Raw genomic sequence first — 24,146 nt, forward strand, 5'->3', positions numbered from 1 at the left:
TACTGAGAAACATATCCAAATAAGGTATTGGTAATTAAAACCGGGAACATTAGAACAACATCGCTAGCTGAAATTTATCGAAACTCCCCTGTGTTTCAAAACCTTCGTAATCCAGATAAGGATAAGGGGAAGTGTGGTATTTTTGAGTTTCGGTATGTTTGTGGGGAATTTCGTTCTAGAGCATATGCGATGACGGGGGATTAAATGGAAAGTGAGCCGTTTGCGTACATATTCCAAAAGCATTGCGAAAACAGAAAAAGAACATAAAAAGGGGCATGAGTAAAAGTTTACTCATAGCCCTTTTTTAATGTTTTATAATGTATAGTACTTAGCATCCTTCATTAAAAATTCACTACCTATATCTAGTGTACTAAAACAAGTTTTTTACACATGAATTCTATTAAACCGATTTTAATAAAGCGTAAAAATTCGTATCATATGGGATATCATCTTGATACATATAATTTTTTAGAACGCCTTCTTTTTCAAAGCCTAATTTTAATAGTACTTTATTGGAAGCTTCATTTTCAAGAAATACAATTGCTCCAATCCGCTTTAAATGAATCGTATGGAAACCGTATGATATAACCTCAGAAACAGCTTCAGTCGCATATCCTTTTCCCCAGTGTTCAGGCAAAAAGGCATAACTTATATTGGCTCGTTTATGCTCAGAAGACCAATCGTGAAAACCAATGGTACCGATAAGTTCTTTCTTGTCTTTTAATTCGATCCCCCATTTTATACCGCTTCTTGCATTGTAACTCAACTTAAAGTTATGAATGATTTGTTTCACTTGATCAACATCTTGTAACGGTTTTTGGCCATAATAGCGCAGTACATTAGTATTAGAAAAGCATTGTAGTATACGCGGTGCATCTTCTTCGGTAAGTTCTCTTAAAATGAGTCTTTCAGTTTTTAATAAAGGAAACATATTTTCGCTCCTTTTCACATGAAAATAGAATGTATTTGTTATTATATAATTTAATCTGAAAATAAAGATTATTCAAGGCGTAAGGGAATTATTGTCTGGAAATAGATTATATAATTTATCTTAAAAAGAGTTTATAGGATTAATACAAATAATGAATTGAAAAAGGGTATTCCAAATAAAAATTGGAATACCCTTTTTTCATTACCCTACAAATGTTTGATACAGTAAGAAGATATTTAAAACGATAACGAGAGCAGCAATTATCCATGCGATAAATGTTGTTATACGGTGGTTAACGAGTGCACCCATAATCTTTTTATTACTTGTAAACATAATAAGTGGTACAAGTGCAAATGCAATACCGAATGATAAGACAACTTGACTCATAACTAGAGCGTAAGTTGGATTTACACCTAAAGCGATAATAACTAGTGGTGGAATCATTGTAATAAATCGGCGTAAATATAACGGAATATGCATGCGAATGAATCCTTGCATAATAATATCGCCTGACATTGTACCGACAGAAGAGCTTGATAAACCGGCTGATAACAGACCAATTCCAAACAAAGCAGCTGATATAGGACCTACTAAGTTGGTAAATTGAGTGTAAGCAACATCTAAATCTTCAACGTGCATACCATTTTTAAAAAATAGTGCAGCTGCAACAATTAACATACTCGCATTAATTGCTCCAGCGATAACCATTGCAATAATAATATCGATAAATTCGAAACGAAAAATCTTTTTCTTTTGTTCGTCAGTTGTTCCGATCACACGGCGTTGTGTTAATGCAGAATGCAAGTATATTGCATGCGGCATAACTGTCGCACCTAAAATCCCTGCTGCAAGTAAAATACTGTCTACACCTTGGAATTTTGGAATAAATAGTCCTGAAAGAAGGGGACTTAATTCTGGTTTTGCATAAAAAACTTGAATCCCAAAAGCAATTACTACAATGAAAATCATTCCTGTAATAATAGCTTCTAGTGGACGAAATCCTCTACGTTGAAATTCAAGGATAATAAATGATCCAGCTGCTGTAATTAAAGCGGCAGGTAGCATCGGGATTCCAAATAGTAAGTAAAGCCCCAAAGCAGCTCCAATAAATTCCGCTAAATCTGTAGCCATAATAACTAGTTCACCTTGTATCCATAAGCCGATAGACACAGGCTTTGGAAAGTTTTCACGAGCTATTTCGGGTAAATTGTTTCCTGTAGCAATTCCTAATTTAGCCGATAAAGTTTGGATTAATACAGCCATTAAGTTAGAAGCGAGTATAACCCATAATAGTAAATATCCATATTGTGAACCAGCTGCGATATTTGTAGCAAAGTTGCCAGGATCAATATAAGCAACGGACGCGATAAAAGCGGGTCCTAAAAATGGTAACAGTCTTTTCCAGCCTTTTGTTTCTCCACTTAAAGCTAAGTGAGCTGATTGTACAGTTGTACTTTCAGAAGGGAGATGTTTATCTTTTGTTATATCTTTATTCATAGTAGTTTTCCCCTTTAAAATGTTAACTTGATGAAATTATTGTATTTATTCTTACTCATTATTTCAATACATTTAAATATATTATGTGATAATTTCATTTGAACACGAAAGTTTCCTTAATGCAAATTATATGCCTTTATGCAATGGATGGTGTGATAATGTAAAATGAATTGGGAGTTTATGGTGTGATGACATGGGGAAACATAGTGAATTAAAGGGCTGTTTTTGAAATTTATGTGAACATAAAGCTGATAATACAGCATATTAATTGATGGAATTGCAATTGTATGATATATAATATATTGGGATTACAACATAACCATAGTGTTATGATGTGTAATCTTGTTTTTTATTTTTGTTAACTGATAGAAAATAGTATAAAGAAAAGAAAATGGGATTCATTTTCTTATTATATATGTTTTGATATGAACGTTAACTTATACATGATTTTAAAAATTAGATAGGTGGTAGAAATACATTGGCAACTACAAAACCATACAGAGTATTACTATATTACATGTACACAACAATTGAAAACCCAGAAGAATTTGCTGCAGAGCATTTAGCATTTTGTAATTCACTTGAATTAAAAGGAAGAATTCTTGTAGCAAAAGAAGGTATTAACGGAACTTGTTCTGGAACTGTAGAGCAAACAGAGAAATACATGGAAGCAATGAATAATGATCCACGTTTTGATGGTATCGTATTTAAAATAGATGAAGAAGAAGGGCATGCATTCAAGAAAATGCACGTACGTCCTCGTCCAGAATTAGTTACACTTCGTCTAGAAGATGACATTAACCCACACGAAATAACTGGGAAGTATTTAGAGCCAAAAGATTTTTATGAGGCAATGAAACAAGAAGATACAGTTATCATTGATGCACGAAATGATTATGAGTTTGATTTAGGACACTTCAAAGGCGCGATTAAACCTGATATCGAATCATTCCGTGAATTACCAGATTGGATTAGAGAAAACAAAGAAACACTTGAAGGTAAAAAGATTTTAACATACTGTACAGGTGGAATTCGTTGTGAGAAATTCTCTGGTTGGTTAGTTCGTGAAGGTTATGAAGATGTAAGTCAGCTTCACGGCGGAATTGTAACGTACGGAAAAGATCCAGAAGTACAAGGTGAGCTTTGGGATGGGCAATGTTACGTGTTTGATGAACGTATCGCTGTTCCAGTAAACCAAAAAGAACATGTTATCGTTGGTAAAGATCACTTTACAGGTGAACCATGTGAGCGCTATGTAAACTGTTCAAATCCAGAATGTAATAAGAAAATTTTATGTTCTGAAGAAAACGAAGCGAAATATTTACGTGCATGTTCTCATGAATGTCGTGTAAGTCCACGTAACCGCTATGTAATACAACATGAATTAACTGAAGAACAAGTAGCTGCTGCATTAGAGAAAATCGAAGCAGAGAAGTAAGCTGAATTCGTATAATAAAAAGGTACTCCAAGTTTTATTTTGGAGTACCCTTTTTTTATTATCCAGTCCTGTCATTTGTCGTTTTTTGTCGGTAAGTCGATATATTTAAAAAATCGCTGATATATCTTAAAAATCGCTGATAAAAATTTCACTTACTGTAGCACACCAAGAATTTGAAAATAACCTTCTTTAGTTTTTATCCTCTTTTTCTTTTACAGCAGACAGTACCGTTTGTTTTACCCAAGCTTTTCTTTGTTTATGCTGTAGACCCCATTGGTATAAACTTTGGGCTCCTAAAATAAGTGAAATGACAATGCCGCTAATCGCAATTAATAGAGCGAAAAATTCAAGAGGTGACGATATTTTGTTTGAATCGGTGTTTCTTAAAAGGTCGATCATAGTAAACCCTAACATTTGGCCCACTACAGAGTAGAGCGTTAAAATTAATAATAAAAGGCTATCTTTTTTAGAGGCGACATTTTCTTGATATTTAAACAAACTATCAAGATTTTGTTTCGCATTCGAGTATAGAACCTCAATATTAAAAAGTTTTCTTAAGCGAAAGAAAATATCTTCACTTTGTGATTGGGATACTAATTCTAAAGAAAAATAATTAGCAGTGAACGAATTGATCGAATAAATTAATTTCTCTATTTCATTAGTATCTTGTTCAATGTTTAGCTCAGCATAGGCGTTTGCCATTTTTAATAAAACAATTTTATGAAATAGGTTTAATAATAAAGCGTAATAAAATTCTCCGAACATTTGACTAGCAAGTTTAGAGATTTTGCGTTCTCCTTCATTTGTTACACATGTAAAAATATGTTCTTCCATTATGAAATAACGATTTGGAGCCCATCTCTGGTAAGCGTGTTTTTTTAAATAGTCATGAATGTAAGGAAGGTTATTTGCACTCACATAGGGCTTACCATCACTTGTTAATCCGGAAAGACTAGAAGTACGATAAACATCTACTTCATTAAGTTCCATACCTTCTTTTAGTGACAATAAAGTTTGAACGTACATTCTTTGGTCTTCAAAGAAAGGGAAGGTTTGAAAGTATGAACTTCTTAATCTCTTCTTTTCAAAGAAATCAGTTACACCATGAAATAAATAACCAAAAATGAATTTTTCAACTTGGGAATACTTTTTTCCGTTACATTCAATACAAATAGACTCATTTGTATCAGTTTTAGTTTCAAGTACACGGAAGCGAGCAGCGAATTCGATTGCTTCAGATAAAGTCATGTTTGGAGCAGTGTTTACTTCTGTTCGAATTGTTAAGAAGCCAAGTTCATAAGGACAAAGTGTTACATCAATAGAGTGTATCTTGAATGGGATTGAAATAAGGTTTGTTGTTAAATGTCCAGTTAAGTTAAGGTCCTTTGAATAACGTTGCAAGCCCTTTTGATGCTCTGAATGAGGAAAGAGAATTTTATTTGTAAATGAAAGATAGTATGCTTCCATATTTTGATGTGAAACTTTAAACTCCCCATAATATGTATTTTCATCATCGAGATGATCGAGCCGAAAAGGACGAAAATCGTTTTTTTGTAAGAAAGGGAACATATTTTGTTCATATCCAGCTTTAAACGAAAACGGGAATATAAATTGGAATATAGCTGTTGCTACACCTTTTTCCTCAATTGATTGTATTGCCTCCATCTACATTGTGTCCTTTCCATATATGCTATAGAAACAACATGCCCAAATTTATTTGAAAATAACCACTCTTTTATACTCAATTGAGAGTGAAAATTCAGCTTATTTATCAGGGAACATGTATAATGTTATGTATACTAAAAGTTATAAAATTGTATTTTGAAAAGGGGGATGCTGTATGCGGATTTTAGTATTAGGCGCTGGTGGAGTCGGAGGATTTTTTGGTGGCAGATTAGTCGAGAAGGGAGAAGATGTCACGTTTCTTGTTCGTAGTAAACGGAAAAAACAATTAGAGGAAAGAGGACTTGTAATCCGAAGTGTTAACGGGGATTTTTCCTTCCGACCGAAATTAATAACGAAAGAAGAGCGAACTTCTCCATTTGATGTCATTTTATTTTCAACAAAAGCGTATCACTTAAACGAGGCAATTCAAGATTTGAAGCCGTTTGTTGGCGAAAATACTGTAATCATTCCATTGTTAAATGGTATCGCTCATTTATCGCTATTACAAAAAGAATTCGGCGAAGAAAAAGTAATTGGCGGTTTATGCTTTATCGAGACGACGTTAAACAATCAAGGAGAAATTGTACAAACTAGCGCTGCCAACAGACTTGTGTTTGGAGAAATTAAGTCTCAAAATTCAGAGAGAGTAAAGCATATTTCTAAAGCATTTTCAGGTACGAAATCTAGTTTTGTTTTAAGTGAAAATATTACGCAAGATATGTGGCATAAATATTTATTTATTACTGTAATGTCAGGTGTGACAACGTTAATGCGTGCACCAATTGGACCAGTCCGTGAAAGTGAAGGCGGCCGTGATTTTATCCGTAATGTGTTTGAGGAATCTGTACAAATCATGAGAGTATTAGGAGCTCCAGTAAAGGCTAATATTGCCCAGGAACATATGAAAACGATTGATAAAATTTCGTATGATATGAAGTCATCAATGCAACGTGATATGGAAAAGGGTTCGTTTATTGAAGGGAAGCACTTGCAAGGATATTTACTGGATGTAGCAGAGAAATTTTCTATAGCGGCACCATTATTAGAATCTATATATCAAAATTTAAAGGTGTATGAAGAGATGACCTTTAACAAATCTGTAATAGAATTAGATGTATGAAAAAATAAAAAAGATAGCAATATATAAGTGTATTGCTATCTTTTTTATTTTTTTGTATGACAAATTATTTATTTCTTTTCGTTCTATCTGTCAAATTTATTTCCTGTTCACGTTTACCATATAACTGATTAATTTCATTTGCTACTGCATCTAAATATGAATCGGAAAAAATAGGCTTCTTTTCTTTAGACATATGGGTCTCCTTTGCGGGTTTTTAATATTCATTATGTATATTTCTCAGCGGATTATGCGCAATCATTTTAATTTTTTTCTTATTAAAAATTTTTGTTTACTTTTTGAAAATAAAGGAGTATTATAATCCACAGTTTCAATTTTCTAAATCGCTGAAACCGCATGGTACGGGGGACCCGTTTTTACGGATTAGTACATAATCCGATGGGGTGAATCCTTGAAAAAGGTAGGGCTACTCATAGGCCCGAATCCGACAGCTAACCTCGTAAGCGTTATATTGAGAAGGAAGGTGGAGCTTGTGCGACAAAAAAAATAATGTCTACAAGTCTATTTCGCTATGGCTTGTAGACATTTTTTGTTTTCTGAAGAAATAGTTTACTGGCTGTAACAAGCAGAAAAGTTCGTACAAAATTATTGGAGAGTGGACAGCATTGGTTTCATCTATTAAAAGATTTTTAATTGGAAGACCGTTAAAATCAACAGAGCTTGGAGAACAAAAGCTTAATAAAACGAAAGCTTTAGCTATTTTATCTTCTGACGCATTGTCATCAGTTGCTTACGGTCCAGAACAAATTTTAATTGCTTTAGCAGGTGTGGGAGCGATCGCTTATTGGTATTCCATTCCGATCGCTGTTGGGGTATTAGTATTATTGACAGCCCTTATTTTATCTTATCGTCAAATTATTTTTGCTTATCCGCATGGCGGGGGAGCGTATGTTGTATCAAAAGAAAATTTAGGGATGAATCCAGGCTTAATTGCTGGAGGATCTTTATTAGTCGACTATATTTTAACTGTTGCGGTAAGTGTATCTGCAGGTACAGATGCGCTAACATCTGCTTTTCCTAGTTTACATGCACATAATGTAATCATTGCGATTATATTTGTTATATTTATTACGATCTTAAATTTAAGAGGAGTAACGGAATCAGCTTCTGTTTTAGCATATCCTGTTTATTTATTTGTTTTAGCCCTATTTATATTAATTGGTGTAGGCATATATAATATTTTGACTGGTCACGTTTCACCAACTTTACACACGCCGATCGGAACGCCGGTTGCGGGTATTAGTTTGTTTTTACTGTTAAGAGCATTTGCATCAGGTAGTTCTGCTTTAACAGGTGTTGAAGCAATTTCAAATGCAATTCCGAACTTTAAAGATCCTGCGCCAAACAATGCTGCAAAAACATTGCTTGCAATGGGTGCATTACTTGCTGTGTTATTTTCAGGAATTGTATTTTTAGCTTATTATTACGGAGTGACGCCGAGTAAAGAAGTAACAGTTGTTTCTCAAATTGCTGAACAAACATTTGGACGTAATTTCATGTACTATTTCATACAAGGTACAACAGCTTTAATATTAATTCTCGCAGCTAATACAGGCTATTCTGCATTTCCTTTATTAGCGGTTAACCTCGCAAAAGATAAATTCATACCGAGAATGTTTACGATTAGAGGAGACCGTCTAGGTTACTCAAACGGTATTATAATACTTGGAGTTGCTTCGATTATTTTAATTGTAGCTTTCCAAGGACAAACAGAACATTTAATTCCGTTATATGCAGTAGGTGTATTTATTCCATTTACACTTTCTCAAACAGGGATGGTATTAAAGTGGCTTCGCGAAAAACCTGAAGGATGGGCTTTAAAATTAACGGTTAATTTAATTGGTGCAGTTATTAGTTTTATCGTAATGAGCATGTTCTTTTTAACTAAATTTGCACAAGTTTGGTCGATTCTTATTTTCTTACCTGCTATTATCTTCTTGTTTCATCGAATTAAGAAGCATTATGATGCAGTGGGTGATCAATTAAGTTTAAAAACTTGTGAACCTCTTATTCCAATTGAGGGGAATGTAATTGTCGTTCCTGTAGCAGGTATGACGCATGTAGTAGAAAATTCATTGAACTATGCGAAATCTCTTTCTGCAGATCAAGTTATCGCTGTATATGTTGCTTTTGACAGAGAAGAGGAAAAGAAATTTGAAGAGAAATGGAAGGTGTGGCAACCTGAAGTAAGGCTTGTTACATTACATTCTCATTATAGAAGTATTATTCAGCCGCTAACGAAGTTCATTGATACAGTGCAATATAAGGCAAGTGAATCGAATTACCGCGTTACGGTCGTTATACCACAGTTCATTCCGAAAAAAGGTTGGCATAACATTCTTCATAATCAATCCAGTTTACTCATACGTGCGTATTTACTTTATAAAAGAAATGTTGTTATTACGACAGTTCCATATCATTTGAAAAAATAAGAAGATTTTTGAAGGATAGCTTCGTGAAAATGAAGCTATCCTTTTTGTGTATATGCTATGCATAATTGCATATGAGTTTAAAAGTTATATTTATATAATTTTATCTGTTATTTGCAAGTAGTGTTTTCTGTTGTGATATGTAGATATTTCAATCAATAAAGTGAATCGGATTATATTTTGAAATAAGGACATGAAAGCTTGAAAATAAAGGGAATGAAAATACTTCTTTACGTTATATAAACAGCTGTGTTTAAATGACCTTACAGTACAAAACATATATGAAAACAAAACGAAATTTCATATTTATGCATGTTGTTTAGTTAAAAATGAATAATATTTTTACGTAATATATTCACTATGTGAATGTGGGAATTTCGATGAAATAGAAAATTTATACAATATTATTCATACTAAACACATATGAAAAATAATAAAATGTTTTGTGGCGATAAGTAAGTACTGTAGCAATACGAGAGAGGTGGTTCATACATGGATCACGGTGAGAACGTTCTCTATTTTAATCATCTCAAATTATGGGCAAGAAAATAGAATAATAAAATGCGATAGTAATAGTTGCTAATACATAGGAGGAGTTAAAGTGAAAAAGACTTTAATTACAGGGTTATTGGTTACAGCAGTATCTACGAGTTGCTTCATTCCTGTAAGCGCTTACGCTAAGGAGGGGCAAACGGAAGTGAAAACAGTATATGCGCAAAATGTAATTGCTCCAAATACATTATCCAATTCAATTAGAATGTTAGGATCACAATCACCGCTTATTCAAGCATACGGATTAATTATTTTGCAACAGCCAGACATTAAGGTAAATGCGATGAGTAGCTTAACGAATCATCAAAAGTTCGCAAAGGCGAATGTGCGAGAGTGGATTGATGAATATAATCCGAAGCTAATTGACTTAAATCAAGAAATGATGAGATACAGCACTAGATTTAATAGCTATTATAGTAAGCTCTATGAACTAGCAGGAAACGTAAATGAAGATCAGCAAGCAAAAGCAGATTTTATGAGTGCATATGGAAAATTACAATTGCAAGTACAAAGCATCCAAGAGAGTATGGAGCAAGATTTATTAGAGTTAAATCGATTTAAAACAGTATTAGACAAAGATAGTAACAACTTATCAATTAAAGCCGATGAAGCAATAAAAACACTGCAAGGATCAAGTGGAGATATTGTGAAATTAAGAGAAGATATTAAAAGAATTCAAGGGGAAATTCAAGCTGAACTAACTACTATTTTGAATAGACCTCAAGAAATCATTAAAGGTTCTATTAATATCGGTAAACAAGTATTTACAATCACAAATCAAACTGCACAAACGAAAACAATCGATTTTGTTTCTATCGGTAGTTTAAGTAATGAAATTGTAAATGCTGCAGATAGTCAAACGAGAGAAGCAGCTCTTCGCATTCAACAAAAGCAAAAAGAGTTATTGCCACTTATTCAAAAGTTATCACAAACTGAAGCAGAGGCGACCCAAATTACATTCGTTGAAGATCAAGTAAATAGCTTTACAGAATTAATTGATCGTCAAATTACAACTTTAGAAACGTTATTAACGGATTGGAAAGTTTTAAATAATAATATGATTCAAATTCAAACAAATGTTGAAGAAGGTACGTATACAGACAGTAGTTTACTTCAAAAACATTTCAATCAAATTAAAAAAGTAAGTGATGAAATGAATAAGCAAACAAATCAATTTGAAGATTACGTTACAAACGTTGAAGTACATTAAACAGAAAAATAATTAGCGATATAGGGAGAGAAGAAAAATGACAAAAAAACCTTATAAAGTAATGGCTCTATCAGCACTTATGGCAGTATTTGCAGCAGGAAATATTATGCCGGCTCATACGTATGCAGCTGAAAGTACAGTGAAACAAGCTCCAGTTCATGCGATAGCAAAAGCTTATAATGACTATGAAGAATACTCATTAGGACCAGAAGGCCTAAAAGATGCAATGGAAAGAACAGGTTCAAATGCTTTAGTAATGGATCTGTACGCTTTAACAATTATTAAACAAGGTAATGTTAACTTTGGAAATGTATCGTCTGTTGATGCGGCTTTAAAAGGGAAAGTAATTCAGCACCAAGATACAGCTAGAGGAAATGCGAAGCAATGGTTAGATGTATTAAAACCACAGCTTATTTCAACAAATCAAAATATCATTAACTACAATACGAAATTCCAAAACTATTATGATACTTTAGTTGCTGCAGTTGATGCAAAGGATAAAGCGACTCTTACGAAAGGCTTAACTAGATTATCAAGTAGTATTAATGAAAATAAAGCACAAGTGGATCAGTTAGTAGAAGACTTGAAGAAATTCCGAAATAAAATGACTTCGGATACGCAAAACTTCAAGGGTGATGCAAATCAAATTACATCTATATTAGCTAGTCAAGATGCAGGGATTCCGCTTCTGCAAAATCAAATTACAACGTACAATGAAGCAATTAGTAAATATAATGCAATTATTATCGGTTCATCTGTTGCGACAGCTCTAGGACCAATTGCAATTATCGGTGGTGCAGTAGTTATTGCTACGGGCGCAGGAACACCGCTAGGAGTAGCATTAATTGCAGGTGGTGCAGCAGCTGTAGGCGGTGGTACAGCTGGAATCGTATTAGCGAAGAAAGAGCTTGATAATGCACAAGCAGAAATTCAAAAGATAACAGGACAAGTTACAACTGCGCAATTAGAAGTAGCAGGATTAACGAACATTAAAACACAAACAGAGTATTTAACAAATACAATTGATACTGCAATTACAGCGTTACAAAATATTTCAAACCAATGGTACACAATGGGATCAAAATACAATTCTTTACTTCAAAATGTAGATTCTATTAGTCCAAACGACCTAGTTTTCATTAAAGAAGATTTAAACATTGCGAAAGATAGCTGGAAAAACATTAAAGACTATGCAGAAAAGATTTATGCTGAAGATATTAAAGTAGTAGATACGAAAAAAGCATAATTGAATACGAATCGTTAGAGCGTTAAGTGTTGATGAATGATTTGAAGCTCCTGTTCAGTTGTGAGCAGGAGCTTTTGATATCCTTATAAGGAGAATAGGTGAAGACTATGCAGAAAAGTTTTTATAAAAAATGTCTTTTAGCGGTAATGATTGCTGGGGTGGCAACGAGTAACGCATTCCCTTTACATCCTTTTGCAGCAGAACAAAATGTAAAGGTGCTACAAGAAAATGTGAAAAACTATTCTCTTGGACCAGCTGGATTCCAAGATGTAATGGCACAAACGACATCAAGTATATTTGCAATGGATTCATATGCAAAATTAATTCAAAATCAACAAGAGACGGATTTAAGTAAAATAAGTTCGATTAATAGTGAATTTAAAGGGAATATGATTCAGCATCAAAGAGATGCAAAAGTTAATGCAGCATATTGGTTAAATAATATGAAGCCTCAAATTATGAAAACGGATCAAAATATTATAAATTACAATAATACTTTTCAATCGTATTATAATGACATGTTAATAGCGATTGATCAAAAGGATAGCGGAAAATTAAAAGCGGATTTAGAAAAGTTGTATGCGGATATTGTAAAGAATCAAAATGAGGTAGATGTATTATTAGGGAATTTGAAAGCTTTTCGCGATAGAATGGCGAAAGATACAAATAGTTTCAAAGAGGATACAAATCAGTTAACAGCGATATTGGCAAGTACGAATGCTGGTATTCCAGCTTTAGAGCAACAAATAAATACATATAACGATTCAATTAAAAAGAGTAATGATATGGTCATTGCTGGTGGCGTACTTTGCATAGCATTAATAACATGTCTTGCTGGCGGGCCAATGATTGCGGTTGCGAAAAAAGATATCGCAAATGCAGAAAGAGAAATCGCTAATTTAAAAGATAGAATTTCAGGAGCGCAAGCAGAAGTCTTAATTTTGACTGATGTAAAAAATAAAACAACAAACATGACAGAAACAATTGATGCAGCAATTACAGCACTACAAAACATATCAAATCAATGGTATACAGTAGGTGCAAAATATAATAATTTACTACAAAACGTAAAAGGAATTTCTCCAGAAGAGTTTACGTTTATAAAAGAAGATTTACATACAGCGAAAGATAGCTGGAAAGATGTAAAGGATTATACAGAAAAATTACATGAAGGTGTGGCGAAGTAAACAGTGGACTAGTTCTGCTGTTTATTTTTTTATCCTGTTTTTTTGAGAAATAAATTTTTAAAGAATCATTATAGACTTTTACTTTATTAGTATTAAGTGAAACTTATTCACTTAATTTCCTATCAGAAATTATAAAGTGAAAACAGAACATGAAATACGCAAAAAATATCACAGGGCAGATCCTCAAAATATTTCAAAATCCACCCTGTGATCATATACTCATTTACAAGTGAAAATAATTAATACCCTAAAATATCTACTTCAGCTGCTGAAGCAAATCCATTCTGTCCTTTCGTTACTTCCACTTTTACATACTTTGCAGTAACTGGGGTAAATGTTGCCGTTTTCTTATCACTATTATTTTCCCATGTTCCTGATGATATTTTGTCATACGTAATGCCATCTACACTCGTATAAATATTGTAAGTTAAAATACGGCCATTTTCTGACCAATCTTGCCTTGGAAGATATGCCAATTGTGAAATGGTACGTGTATCACCAAGTTCTAGTGTCAAATTGTAAGGATATTGATTTGGTGTCCAAGTACTATGCCAAAATGTATCTGTTTTTCCATCTATCGCCTTACTAGCTGAGCCCGTTGATTCCTCACTATTTGCACTTGCCTTCATTATTTTTTTTGACAATACAGCAAGTGGTTTAACAGGTTTAGCATCCGTCGCTTCCCATATAGGTGCAATTAATGTTGGGTTGTTTAAAGCTTCTACTTTTTGTCTCGTTTCTTGTGTTGCTTTCAATCCCCATTTATCAAAGAATGGCAGTACATTTTGTTTTGCTATTTTCGATGTATTGTAAATAAATGCCTGTATTTTATCCTCGTCTGTTTTGGGAAGTTGATCCTCTGGTATCTCACGATATAATTTGTGGAGATTTGGATAAAAATCATCCCCATATGCCAAATGAAGTTGCCAAAGCATAACAAGTTTTACAAACAGGTCGTCAATATTTTTATATTCCTTATTTGTTTGTTTTAAATATGCAAAAGCTCTATTATAATCTCCCTCTGTATCTAAACGTGTTGGTATATTTGGGTATATTTTCTTGAATGCAGCTAAAGAATATAGATTATTAGTTACTTCACCCATACCTCTTAAATCATTCCACGTCCATGGATATTGTTGTCGTGCATGTCCCGCTTCATGCATTTGTCCCCACCCAAACTCATTGACATTTAAAGTACTTTTGATAGCTTCACCAGCAGTCGTAAACACGGCTCCATCCCAACTTGCATACATACCCCAACTTTGTGCGTTAGGATTTTCTACAAAGGCCCAAATACGACGAGTTGAACGATGTAAAGGATTAGGATCTGTTTCAGATAGCCCTGCTAACTTGTCTTGCGCTCGAATCATTTCATCATATTTATTTAATAGGGGCACAGGATCTTGATTTACAATATATTTATTGGCACTATCACGAGTTACAGTTAGCACCGCTCGTTCTGATTTCAATTGTACTGCATGTGCATTTGGATAGTTGTTCATCATGGCAATCCAGTCTGCTTTTGTGTGTTTCCCTAATACAAAGAAAGGAATAGGGCTACCGCCTTGCGTTACTTGCACCTTAACTGTTCCTGTGCTTTGAAAATTATCTAACCCTAATACGCCGCCGTTTGGTGAAGAGATGGTATTAGAGCCAGGTGAAAGATCAATTTCTTTTCCCCATTCTTTATCATATTGATGTGTCCCAATAATGGCTCTAATCTTTTGCGTTCCTGATACTGTAATTGTAACCTGTTCATTAGGTTTCACATATATGCCTGTTGGCATATAATTTTTTTGCTCACTTCTTTTTTCTCTTTTTGCTTCATCCCAAAAACTTCCTGTACCTGGAAGGTCAAACTCTCTTTGTTCAAATTGAGTTGCAGTTTGTGCAGTTTCAGCATGTACATCTAAATTGTTTGACATAATAGGTGTAAATAACGTGGTTGCTAAAATAGCAGATGTTGCAAACACCTTTATAGTTTTTTGTAATCTACAATTCTTTCTTCTGTTCATATAGATCAGTCCCTTCGTTAAAATTCATTATTACTTACATACGAAATATTAGTTTTTTCACTAATGCCGAAAGTGGATTTTTTAAATTCACACTTATAAAAAAATGTTGATGATATTTTTAGATGAGTAAAAAAAAGCATAGTAACACTTCAAGTTCCCTTCCTGATTAATTTAGAAACACATTACCTTCATTGATTTCTTAAATCACTCCTCTAAATAAACAATTAAGATAAATGTCCTATCTCAAAGCTCCTTTCCTAATTTTGGGATTACGAATTAAGTATAGTTCAAAAATAAAGTTATACAATTGAGAAAAATTAAAATGTTAAAAAAATACATTCTCGTAAGATTTTTAACATTTACTAAAAAATATTTGTTATAGAGAGGAGATTCACATACCCATCAAGCTAAACTTTTGAAATATCTCCAAAACGAAAATTCTATCTCTTCATAATTATTCATACAATCCGATTCAGTTTTCCTTTCTATGGGGGCAATTTAACTCTTAACTTGATGGGCATGTGGCGTTACCTCTAGGAGATAGCTTCATCTAGATAGGATAATGTAAACATGAAAAAATAGGTAAAGTGGAAACACGTTTGTTTATTTGCAAAATGAATAAAAAGAAAACCCCCTTGCAGATAAATGTAAGGGGGTATTTTGGAGTAGTAATTTCGTATCCATGTGTGCGTAAAAATTTTTCCGTTATCGCTCCCTTTGATAGAATCCATTTTCATATAGGTTTTTTACTGAATTTTTTTAAAATTAAATTTTACGTCTTGATAATTCATTCAAAATGATTTAATCTTATATCAAATGATATGTTTATCTATCAAAAAATTTTTGTAAAGATAAAGGAGTGATTGAGAATGTTAAACGTCCCATTGATGGTAAGCCTTTAGGTGCAGCAGCATTGAAAAGATTGGGAAGAAATGAGTGAGCTTTCACAATAAAGAACTCTATAACTTTATGTAGTGTTTGATACCCTTCTATTAGATTTTTTGAAAAACAAATCAATATTAATTGAATCAAAGTTTAGAAATTAAATATATGAGTAGTAGAAAAAATCCATTAGTTGTTATCATGTCCTGATAAAAAAATGTAAAAAATAGAAAATGGAAATTCTGAGAAAACCTGTTCAGAAAGTATGGTATGAAAGTAAGTTAGTGAGGGGAATTCAAAACCAATTTAATAAAAGCGAGGTAAATAATATGACTTTTGAAGAAAAATTACAAGCATATGCAGAACTTACGGTGAAAATCGGTGTCAATATTCAACCAGGGCAATACTTATTAGTCAATACATCAGTGGATGCATTGGATTTCGCCCGTATAATTGTGAAAGAGGCTTATAAGGCTGGGGCAGGGCGTGTTCATGTTAATTTTTCGGATGAAGAAATGGAACGTGCTTACTTTGATTATGCCTCAGATGAAGAATTTAATCGCTTCCCAGAGTGGATAGTCAAAATGAATGATGAGCTGATCGAACGTAAAGGAGCACTATTAATGATAGATGCTACAGATCCTGATAAATTTACAGGTATTTCATCTGATCGTCTAGCTACCTATCAAAAGGTAGCAGGAGCTGCTCTGAGAAACAATCGCAACGCCGTAATGAAGGATTCAATAGCTTGGTCGATGGTAGCAGTTCCTTCACCAAAGTGGGCATCGAAGGTGTTCCCAGGTTTAGCAACTGAGGATCAAGTACCAGCATTATGGGAGGCTATTTTTAAAGCTGTTCGTATTGGTGACGGCAGTGCTATTGAAAAATGGCGTGAACATGTAAAAAATTTAGAATCTCGTGCGGTCCTACTGAACGAAAAAAAATATATGAAGCTTCACTATACAGCGCCAGGTACTGATTTAACAATTGCATTAGCACCACAGCATAAATGGGTTACTGGAGGTGGTAAAACTCCTGATGATACTATCTTTATGGCTAATATGCCGACAGAAGAGGTTTATACGTTACCGATGAAACAAGGTGTAAATGGCTATGTAAGCAATACAAAACCATTAGTTTATCAAGGGAATATTATCGATGGCTTTAAACTGACATTTGAAGAAGGAAAAATTGTTAAAGCTGAAGCACAGGTAGGACATGATTTATTACAAGAGCTTATTAATGTGGATGAAGGCTCTTGCTATTTAGGTGAAGTAGCACTTGTACCACATGAATCACCAATTTCAGCATCGGGAATTTTATATTTTAATACATTGTTTGATGAAAATGCATCGAACCATTTAGCGATTGGTAAAGCTTATCCAACTTGCTTAGAGGGTGGAAGAGATCTAGAAAACGATCAGCTTGAAACGTTAGGGGCAAATATTTCAGTAACACATGAGGACTTTATGATTGGCAGCAGTGAGATGGACATCGACGGTATTCTACCAGATGGAACTGTAGAACCAATTTTCCGTAAAGGTAGCTGGGCATTTTAAGTTTTTAATTTGAATAAAGGAGTAGAGTGGATGAAACGATTAGCATAATCGGTGCAACTATATAGGTGTTTCACCTGCTTTTGCTTAGGCTGAAAACAACCTCTTTAATTAGAAGTAAAATGCATGCAAAGGAGATAGGCCAATGAATTTCTGGGAAGTTGTTTTGATAGTAGTGAATTTTAGTCTATTGAGTTGGATACTGTTAATAGGCAGAGAAACGAAAAAGTGGTCTAAATTAGCTACTTTGATTGCCGTTGTAATGGTTACAGTTCAGTTATTGGCAGAAGGTTTTAGGTGGCAGATGATTCCGGCATATGTATCCCCAGTTATCTTAATTTTATGCTATTTATTAACTGGGCAGAAAAAGGGCTTTAGAAGTTCGGGTATATTCATAGTTAAGACTTCGTTACTATGTATCTATTTGTTTGTAGCAGTTGCGCTACCCTTACTTATGCCAGTATTTTCATTTGAAGAACCAACTGGTCCACATAGGATCGGTACGAAGCTATATCATTGGGTTGATCATCAGAGAAATGAACCATATTCGAAAAATCCAAATAATCGGCGCGAACTGATGGTGCAAATTTGGTATCCTGCAGCTGAAAAAAGCAAGGGGGATCCAGAACCTTATATTCGTAACATAAATGAGCTTTCCAAGGGATTGGAAAAAACATTGTCTATTCCTGCATTTGCATTCAGCCACATGGAATTGGTAAAGTCTCATTCGTTTATGGATTTACAACTCTCAGACTCAGAGAATCACTATCCCATATTACTCTTTTCTCATGGTTTTAATGGTTTTCGTAATCAAAACACGTTTCAAGTTGAGGAGTTGGCTAGTCAAGGATATATTGTTCTAAGTATCGATCATACCTTTGATGCTGCAGCTACCGTCTTTCCAGGTGGTCGAACTGCTTACGTACAGCCCATCAATTTAACTGATGAAGGAGATAGCCACATAAAATTATGGGAGGAAGATGTCAGCTTTGTCCTTAATCAGATAGAGAAACTTAACGAAAACGATGAGACCGGTTTCTTTACAGGAAGACTGGATACCTCGCGAATTGGAATGTTTGGCCACTCTTACGGTGGAGCTACCGCAGCACAAATACTTGCAAAAGATTCTCGTGTCAAAGCAGCTATCAATATGGATGGTACATTGTATGGTGAAATCTTGCCTGAAAGTGGCATTGGAAAACCATTTCTGCTCATGAATGCAGAAGAGCCTGATGAAGCAGATCCCTTTGAAGTGAGGGAGCGATACGGACGCGGGTTAGCTGGCGGTGGTATGTCAATGGTCATTCCTCATACGGATCATACAAGTTTTACCGATTTACATTTGTTCTCACCTCTGTTGCAGAGCCCAGGTGAAAATCCAAAGGAAGTTCATCGTATTATTAACGAATTCAGCCTGGCATTTTTTGACCAGTATGTAAAACAGAAGGATGACGGCTCAACCCTTAAAAGGCTGATAACCCAATACCCGGAAGTGAATTTTAAAATAAACCGATAACTTTATGCAGAAAGTAACTCGTACCATTTCCTTTGGCTCTTGTATTTATTACATTAAAGAATTTAATTTCTTCATCGTTATCTAAATAATGAAATGCTAAAAATGAAACATTCAAAGTACTATCAGTTTCAGGAATATAATTCTTTTTGAAAAGTTACATTCAGCAGCTGGACACTTTATTTGAGATTGTTTATTATAATATCAAATGATATATTTATCTATCAAAAATGACGACATTATACAGAAAAAGGGAGAGATTGACGATGAAGAAAGACTTGTCAGCGTTGAAGGAAGCGAGATTTAATGCAATTCTTGATTCAGCTACTATATTGCTTGTTGAAAATCCTACTGCTTCGATGAATGAAATTGCGGAATATGCGGGAATTGGAATTGCTACACTCCATCGCTACGTCGAAAGCAGGGAGAAATTGATGCTGTTCTTGGGCCATCGGGCTATACAACTGGTAAGTGATACTGTAAACCAGATTCCACTGGATGAGGAAAGAAGCGAAAACTATATCCCGGAACTCATTGAAGCGTTAATCCCTTTAGGTGACAAAATCTATTTTCTAGGTCATGATGCATCTGTATTTAACAACAAAGAATTAGGTGAAGCAGAAGAGAAGCTGAGGGAACCCTTAAGACGCGTTATTGAATTGCTACAACAAAGAGGTTACTTTCAGCAAACAGTTAGCAGTGAATGGATTTTGAATACGCTTTATGCTCTGCTTTTCCATACCTGGGAACAGGTACATGAAGGAAATGTGGCTAAAAAATCTGCTGCAGAGCTTGTTTTAAATACATTTTATTATGGTTTCAAAGCTAAGGATGAATTGAGAGGGAAGTGAACTGATTCAAATCCATGATAATTAATATTAATAATATAGAAAGTGAAAAGGAGCAATAGGATAATGAATAAAATCTCTATTGTAAAGGCTGTTCATCAATCCATGGTCGGCGCCCAGCTAAATGTAATGGCATTGGAATACATGGCGTTTCCACTTGCAGGATCTGAGGAGAAGAACACAGTCGATTGGACATTTTGTAAGCTATGGCGGCAGGAGAACAACCGTTTTAGTCATCAATACGCCTATGAAGCTCAAATGGATGGGAAAACTTTAGGGATGATTACTTGCTATCCCATATCCGTTTTAAATCGTCTTGCCTGGCCCACTTTTAAACAGCTGCTTTCGTTCCGAAAGCTGGGTTTTGTTGTTTATAACATTCTGAATATCAAAATGCTTTATTCCATGTTTACCTTGAAGGAGGGAGAAGATGACGAGTTTCACATCGGCACAATTGCCTTACTGCCCGAAAGTCGAGGACTAGGGATAGGTACCAGACTAATTGAGTTTGCTGAGGAACAAGCTTCGCTGCAAGGCTTTGCCAAATGCTCTCTGACAGTAAAGAAAGAGAACCAACTTGCCATTAAATTGTATCAGAGGATAGGCTACCAGATTACAGGTGAAATCAATAAACCAAAGTTATCGTTGTACAGAATGGTCAAAAATGTAGAACCTTACAACCATTTATAAAAAAGTTGTACAGTATTAGGGTAACGCCACATGCCCATCAAGTTAAAATCTCATATTACCCCCAGAACGAAAATTTTGTGCATTTTGCTCGTATTTATTGTTTTGGGGAAATTCATATTTTTAGCTTGATGGCGATGTAGTGGGCCTCCTATTGTTCAGTGACAATAAAGTTGTTTAATTTTAGTCTAAGAAATGTAATAACCACCTACTAAATTAAATTGTAGGTGGTTTTAAAGTTATTTAAAATTAAATTTAATTGTTGTAGCCTGTAATTTATAAAAATAATAAAGTTGGTTAATTCTTCTTCAACTAATGCCTCTTATTGAAAAAAGTAGCTTGCTCCATTTACTGAATTTTCATCCTATTTTACATAGCTTAATCTGCCTCAACATCTTTTTCACCTAAATTTTGAACAAATCTTAATAGATAACCATCAGGGTCCATAATTAAAAATTCTTTTTGTCCCTTTAATTTAGTATCAGCTCTATACCAATTCTCTTGAATATCAAATTTAATTGGATACTCGTTCTTTTTCAAACTATTATATAGTGGATCAATATCATTTATGATAATTTGAAAATTAATTCCTCTTCCGTAGGGATAAGATAACTCCCCAGTACTCCAATGACCATTTACTTCTTCAATCATAATCTGGCAGTCATTTAAAGACAGTAAAGCAAACTTATCCTCTGGTCTTTGATATTCAATTTTAAACAGGAGAATTTCCGAATAGAAATTTAAACTTTGCTCTATATCTGAAACTGATAGCTCTGGTATTAATGCATTGAGTTTGTGCAAAAATGCTTCCCCCTTTGTTTAAGTTATTGATTATTATAACACTTACTATAAATTCTTCTTCCATTAAACTACTTCGTTAATCCTAAAAGAAGTAAACAACTTAATTATTTTTTAAAGGACTTTATTATAAATTAAACAACTTTATTATCTCTACACACCTATGTCAAAGCATCTTTTATTTATTTTTATAAATATCTATGTATTTCATTATGAAGTGTTTTCACACGCTCTTTATAGAATATGCCTTTTTCCTCTATTTTCAGTTGCGCTATAAACAGATTTGCAAGCATTACCGCTGTATCAAGCTGATAAAATAAGCTGACAATACGAGGCATAGATTCAAAGATATCTTTATTCTTATATCCACCTTTAAATTCATACCAATCAATTTCATTAGTTTCAGCTATCCTCATAAGTTCTAGCAGCGGGTGACCAATTAGAGCATTATCCCAATCAACCAACGCCTTAACTTCTCCGTTATATCCAATTAGATTTGCTGGTCGAATGTCCATATGTAATAATTTCTTTACATGATCTGCTTGTTTAAGAATCTCTTCGATTATCGATATATCAGGAAATTCAATATCGCAATGTGTAATTTTATTAAATCCTTTTACTCTTTTTACGACACGTTCAGCTATATACTTACTAGATGGTTTCCTAGTCCTATGTTGGTAATTTAAATTTTCAATTGGAATATTATGGAGATTATTAACTACTTCTCCTATTTTGTACGCAGAAATTTGAATATGATCAGTAGCCAGGTAATCTGAAATTAAAAAATCAAGTTCCGTAGAAAGGTGCAGTCCGTGAACCTTTGGCACTGGAATGTCTTTAGAATTACAAAACTTAGAAAGCTCCGCTTCCTTTTGCAATGAGATTCGACTATTAAACAACCCTTCATTTATATTTTTCACTTCACGTTCCCAAGGTACTCGAAATGCTAAAGGCCCTTTTTCCGAATCCCCTCGGAACACAATATTTTGTACTCCATTTCCTATTACTTTTAACTCCTGAACATCCAATTCTTTATATTCTCGATTCAATATAGTTTTTAATTTCGCCCTTAATTCTTCTGTTTTCCAACGTATATTAACCATTTTACCCCTCGATTCGCAAGTTATTTACAACCCGTAATAGCATCTCTGAATAATCTTCCAGATGTATTTCTCTTCATTTTAATACATGTGTTTTTTTATATTTCCAATCGTAATAAAGCTAGCCAATATTAAGATAGAAAATAAAAGTAAAATATTATTCACTCCCATATGAGTTATTAAAATACCAGTCGACAGAGCAGAAGATATCTTAACAAATGATGCTAGAATTGTTCTTAAGCCTATTACCCGGCCAATATATTCTGTTGTAGTATTCAACTGTATTAACGTTTGCACGATAATCAAATGCGACATGGTAAATAGCCCCATTATAAATATACAAATAACGGCCGTTGTTTTATAGTCATTCAAATATAATAAAAAAGAAGAGGTTGCCATACCCATCATCGTAATAAAAATAACTTTATGTTTAAACTTTTTTAAAAAATAGATAGCAATCAAGCCTGCTATAATTCCTCCTACTGAAAATGCTATCTCAAATATTGAGTAAAGTCCGCTACCTCCTTCAAACTGTTCTGCAAGAGGTAATAATAAAGTTGTTGTCATTTGTATGCTAATGCTATTCAAAATGGATAAAAACAGTAAGTACTTCATTCCTTCTGTTTGATTAATAAAACGCCATCCCGATATTAATTCTGCAAGGTAGGATATTCTTGTATTTTTTACTTTTTTAGGGTTCATTCTTTTTATAGAAGAAAAGAAAATGGCCGCAACTAAAAATGTTACAGAATTAATAAAGAAACTAGTGGCTAAAGAAAATTTAACTAGAAATAACCCAGATATACCAGTTCCCACTAGTAATGCTGCTTCATTTAATGAAGATGCTTTTGATATAACAAATGGTATATCATGATTACAGAATGCTTCCTTAATAAATGCAGAAGATGCAGGTTTGTAAACAGTGTAGCAAACTGCTAATAAGAATTGCATAATGTAAAAAATAAATACTGATTCAAATTTTATGAAAATAAGTATTGCCATGATTAAAACAAGTACAAATCGAATACTATCTGTTAGAACAACAATATTTTTAGAATCATGATGATCTACATAAACAGACACAAAAGGTGTTAAAATGATACTTGGTATATAATAAATTGCAATCATTAATCCGATAGAAGTTGCTTGTCCTGTTAAATGAAAAATATACCATAGCAAGGCAATTTGTTGAATTCCATCCCCAAATCCGGTAATGCTAATCCCTAATAAATATTTCAATTTATTATTCATAAAATTACCCCTTATATAATTGTTATCTTCATTTTAGGTGCATCACTTCAATAGAGTAAATTACAATTTATTTATCTATATTTATAATTTATTCTTATAAGGTATCTCACCACTTGCCCTTCAAGCGAAGTTAAAATCATATCCTCAAAATAGAAAAACGCTATGCTTATCGTAAGAAGTTTATGAGAAAGGATGGTGTTTTT

General features: G+C 33.8%; 18 protein-coding genes, 1 pseudogene and 1 riboswitch. Of the genes and pseudogenes, 11 read left to right on the forward strand and 8 right to left on the reverse strand.

The window, feature by feature from the left end:
• Positions 1-12: 12 nt before the first annotated feature.
• Positions 13-308, forward strand: a pseudogene (locus MHH27_RS09550) (hypothetical protein); the annotation flags it as partial.
• 92 nt (positions 309-400) lie between these two features.
• On the opposite strand, the gene MHH27_RS09555 reads toward MHH27_RS09550, so the two are convergent.
• Both MHH27_RS09555 and MHH27_RS09560 read right to left on the reverse strand, forming a co-directional pair.
• Positions 401-931, reverse strand: a complete 531-nt coding sequence (locus MHH27_RS09555; protein WP_000484225.1) for a GNAT family N-acetyltransferase — start codon at positions 929-931, stop codon at positions 401-403.
• Positions 932-1,132: 201 nt separating this feature from the next.
• Positions 1,133-2,428, reverse strand: coding sequence for an Nramp family divalent metal transporter (locus MHH27_RS09560; RefSeq protein ID WP_340942347.1), 1,296 nt, complete (start codon positions 2,426-2,428; stop codon positions 1,133-1,135).
• Positions 2,429-2,906: 478 nt separating this feature from the next.
• Here MHH27_RS09560 and trhO point away from each other — a divergent pair, with 478 nt between their 5' ends.
• Complete coding sequence (gene trhO / locus MHH27_RS09565) at positions 2,907-3,866, forward strand: oxygen-dependent tRNA uridine(34) hydroxylase TrhO (RefSeq protein ID WP_098250997.1); 960 nt, start codon at positions 2,907-2,909, stop codon at positions 3,864-3,866.
• Between the two features lie 189 nt (positions 3,867-4,055).
• Here the strand turns inward: trhO and MHH27_RS09570 are convergent, their stop codons facing one another.
• The gene (locus MHH27_RS09570; protein ID WP_340942350.1) at positions 4,056-5,531 is read right to left on the reverse strand and encodes a hypothetical protein; all 1,476 of its coding nucleotides are present in this window, start codon (positions 5,529-5,531) and stop codon (positions 4,056-4,058) included.
• Positions 5,532-5,706: 175 nt separating this feature from the next.
• On the opposite strand from MHH27_RS09570, the gene panE reads away from it, so the two are divergent.
• Positions 5,707-6,651, forward strand: coding sequence for a 2-dehydropantoate 2-reductase (panE, locus tag MHH27_RS09575; RefSeq protein WP_098250998.1), 945 nt, complete (start codon positions 5,707-5,709; stop codon positions 6,649-6,651).
• Between the two features lie 64 nt (positions 6,652-6,715).
• Here panE and MHH27_RS09580 read toward each other — a convergent pair whose 3' ends face one another.
• Positions 6,716-6,844: a hypothetical protein gene (locus MHH27_RS09580; RefSeq protein ID WP_000031873.1), complete on the reverse strand. Its 129-nt coding sequence runs from the start codon at positions 6,842-6,844 to the stop codon at positions 6,716-6,718.
• A gap of 139 nt (positions 6,845-6,983) precedes the next feature.
• A riboswitch (cyclic di-AMP (ydaO/yuaA leader) is annotated at positions 6,984-7,130 on the forward strand.
• Positions 7,131-7,274: 144 nt separating this feature from the next.
• Between MHH27_RS09580 and MHH27_RS09585 the strand changes: the two genes are divergently transcribed.
• The 4 genes from MHH27_RS09585 (at position 7,275) to nheC (ending at position 13,293) form a co-directional block, all read left to right on the forward strand.
• Positions 7,275-9,101, forward strand: coding sequence for an APC family permease (locus MHH27_RS09585; protein ID WP_000254899.1), 1,827 nt, complete (start codon positions 7,275-7,277; stop codon positions 9,099-9,101).
• Positions 9,102-9,699: 598 nt separating this feature from the next.
• Entirely contained in the window at positions 9,700-10,860 is a 1,161-nt protein-coding gene (nheA, locus tag MHH27_RS09590) for a non-hemolytic enterotoxin NHE subunit A (protein ID WP_000751825.1), read from the forward strand.
• Positions 10,861-10,897: 37 nt separating this feature from the next.
• Positions 10,898-12,106 carry a non-hemolytic enterotoxin NHE subunit B gene (gene nheB, locus MHH27_RS09595; RefSeq protein WP_000162965.1) on the forward strand — a complete coding sequence of 403 codons (1,209 nt, stop codon included), beginning with the start codon at positions 10,898-10,900 and terminating at the stop codon, positions 12,104-12,106.
• Positions 12,107-12,213: 107 nt separating this feature from the next.
• On the forward strand, positions 12,214-13,293 hold the full coding sequence (nheC, locus tag MHH27_RS09600; RefSeq protein ID WP_033657501.1) for a non-hemolytic enterotoxin NHE subunit C: 1,080 nt from the start codon (positions 12,214-12,216) through the stop codon (positions 13,291-13,293).
• A gap of 239 nt (positions 13,294-13,532) precedes the next feature.
• Here the strand turns inward: nheC and MHH27_RS09605 are convergent, their stop codons facing one another.
• Positions 13,533-15,308, reverse strand: coding sequence for a M60 family metallopeptidase (locus tag MHH27_RS09605; protein ID WP_001081793.1), 1,776 nt, complete (start codon positions 15,306-15,308; stop codon positions 13,533-13,535).
• Between the two features lie 1,211 nt (positions 15,309-16,519).
• Here MHH27_RS09605 and MHH27_RS09610 point away from each other — a divergent pair.
• The 4 genes from MHH27_RS09610 (at position 16,520) to MHH27_RS09625 (ending at position 20,797) form a co-directional block, all read left to right on the forward strand.
• Positions 16,520-17,749 (forward strand): aminopeptidase, encoded by a 1,230-nt coding sequence (locus MHH27_RS09610; protein ID WP_046945403.1) that lies wholly within the window; start codon positions 16,520-16,522, stop codon positions 17,747-17,749.
• A gap of 142 nt (positions 17,750-17,891) precedes the next feature.
• The gene (locus tag MHH27_RS09615; RefSeq protein ID WP_098014321.1) at positions 17,892-19,262 is read left to right on the forward strand and encodes an alpha/beta hydrolase family protein; all 1,371 of its coding nucleotides are present in this window, start codon (positions 17,892-17,894) and stop codon (positions 19,260-19,262) included.
• Positions 19,263-19,525: 263 nt separating this feature from the next.
• On the forward strand, positions 19,526-20,110 hold the full coding sequence (locus MHH27_RS09620) for a TetR/AcrR family transcriptional regulator (protein ID WP_000710981.1): 585 nt from the start codon (positions 19,526-19,528) through the stop codon (positions 20,108-20,110).
• 63 nt (positions 20,111-20,173) lie between these two features.
• The gene (locus tag MHH27_RS09625) at positions 20,174-20,797 is read left to right on the forward strand and encodes a GNAT family N-acetyltransferase (RefSeq protein WP_065382478.1); all 624 of its coding nucleotides are present in this window, start codon (positions 20,174-20,176) and stop codon (positions 20,795-20,797) included.
• Between the two features lie 375 nt (positions 20,798-21,172).
• On the opposite strand, the gene MHH27_RS09630 is transcribed toward MHH27_RS09625, so the two are convergent.
• From MHH27_RS09630 to MHH27_RS09640, 3 genes are all read right to left on the reverse strand, one after another.
• A complete protein-coding gene (locus MHH27_RS09630; protein ID WP_063259545.1) occupies positions 21,173-21,595 on the reverse strand; it encodes a bleomycin resistance protein in 423 nt (140 codons plus the stop codon).
• A 185-nt stretch (positions 21,596-21,780) separates the two neighbouring features.
• On the reverse strand, positions 21,781-22,695 hold the full coding sequence (locus MHH27_RS09635; RefSeq protein WP_340942355.1) for a phosphotransferase family protein: 915 nt from the start codon (positions 22,693-22,695) through the stop codon (positions 21,781-21,783).
• Between the two features lie 78 nt (positions 22,696-22,773).
• Positions 22,774-23,943, reverse strand: a complete 1,170-nt coding sequence (locus MHH27_RS09640) for an MFS transporter (protein WP_063259543.1) — start codon at positions 23,941-23,943, stop codon at positions 22,774-22,776.
• Between the last annotated feature and the right edge of the window lie 203 nt (positions 23,944-24,146).

It is taken from the genome of Bacillus sp. FSL L8-0152 (assembly GCF_038006365.1).
In the GTDB taxonomy this organism is placed as follows: Bacteria; Bacillota; Bacilli; order Bacillales; family Bacillaceae_G; genus Bacillus_A; species Bacillus_A cereus.

Excerpts from the sequence above, each read along its gene's own strand:
- MHH27_RS09555 (WP_000484225.1), bottom strand. The coding sequence starts at position 931 with ATGTTTCCTTTATTAAAAACTGAAAGACTCATTTTAAGAGAACTTACC.
- MHH27_RS09560 (WP_340942347.1), bottom strand. The coding sequence starts at position 2,428 with ATGAATAAAGATATAACAAAAGATAAACATCTCCCTTCTGAAAGTACA.
- MHH27_RS09570 (WP_340942350.1), bottom strand. The coding sequence starts at position 5,531 with ATGGAGGCAATACAATCAATTGAGGAAAAAGGTGTAGCAACAGCTATA.
- panE (WP_098250998.1), top strand. The coding sequence starts at position 5,707 with ATGCGGATTTTAGTATTAGGCGCTGGTGGAGTCGGAGGATTTTTTGGT.
- MHH27_RS09580 (WP_000031873.1), bottom strand. The coding sequence starts at position 6,844 with ATGTCTAAAGAAAAGAAGCCTATTTTTTCCGATTCATATTTAGATGCA.
- nheB (WP_000162965.1), top strand. The coding sequence starts at position 10,898 with ATGACAAAAAAACCTTATAAAGTAATGGCTCTATCAGCACTTATGGCA.
- nheC (WP_033657501.1), top strand. The coding sequence starts at position 12,214 with ATGCAGAAAAGTTTTTATAAAAAATGTCTTTTAGCGGTAATGATTGCT.
- MHH27_RS09605 (WP_001081793.1), bottom strand. The coding sequence starts at position 15,308 with ATGAACAGAAGAAAGAATTGTAGATTACAAAAAACTATAAAGGTGTTT.
- MHH27_RS09610 (WP_046945403.1), top strand. The coding sequence starts at position 16,520 with ATGACTTTTGAAGAAAAATTACAAGCATATGCAGAACTTACGGTGAAA.
- MHH27_RS09615 (WP_098014321.1), top strand. The coding sequence starts at position 17,892 with ATGAATTTCTGGGAAGTTGTTTTGATAGTAGTGAATTTTAGTCTATTG.
- MHH27_RS09620 (WP_000710981.1), top strand. The coding sequence starts at position 19,526 with ATGAAGAAAGACTTGTCAGCGTTGAAGGAAGCGAGATTTAATGCAATT.
- MHH27_RS09625 (WP_065382478.1), top strand. The coding sequence starts at position 20,174 with ATGAATAAAATCTCTATTGTAAAGGCTGTTCATCAATCCATGGTCGGC.
- MHH27_RS09635 (WP_340942355.1), bottom strand. The coding sequence starts at position 22,695 with ATGGTTAATATACGTTGGAAAACAGAAGAATTAAGGGCGAAATTAAAA.
- MHH27_RS09640 (WP_063259543.1), bottom strand. The coding sequence starts at position 23,943 with ATGAATAATAAATTGAAATATTTATTAGGGATTAGCATTACCGGATTT.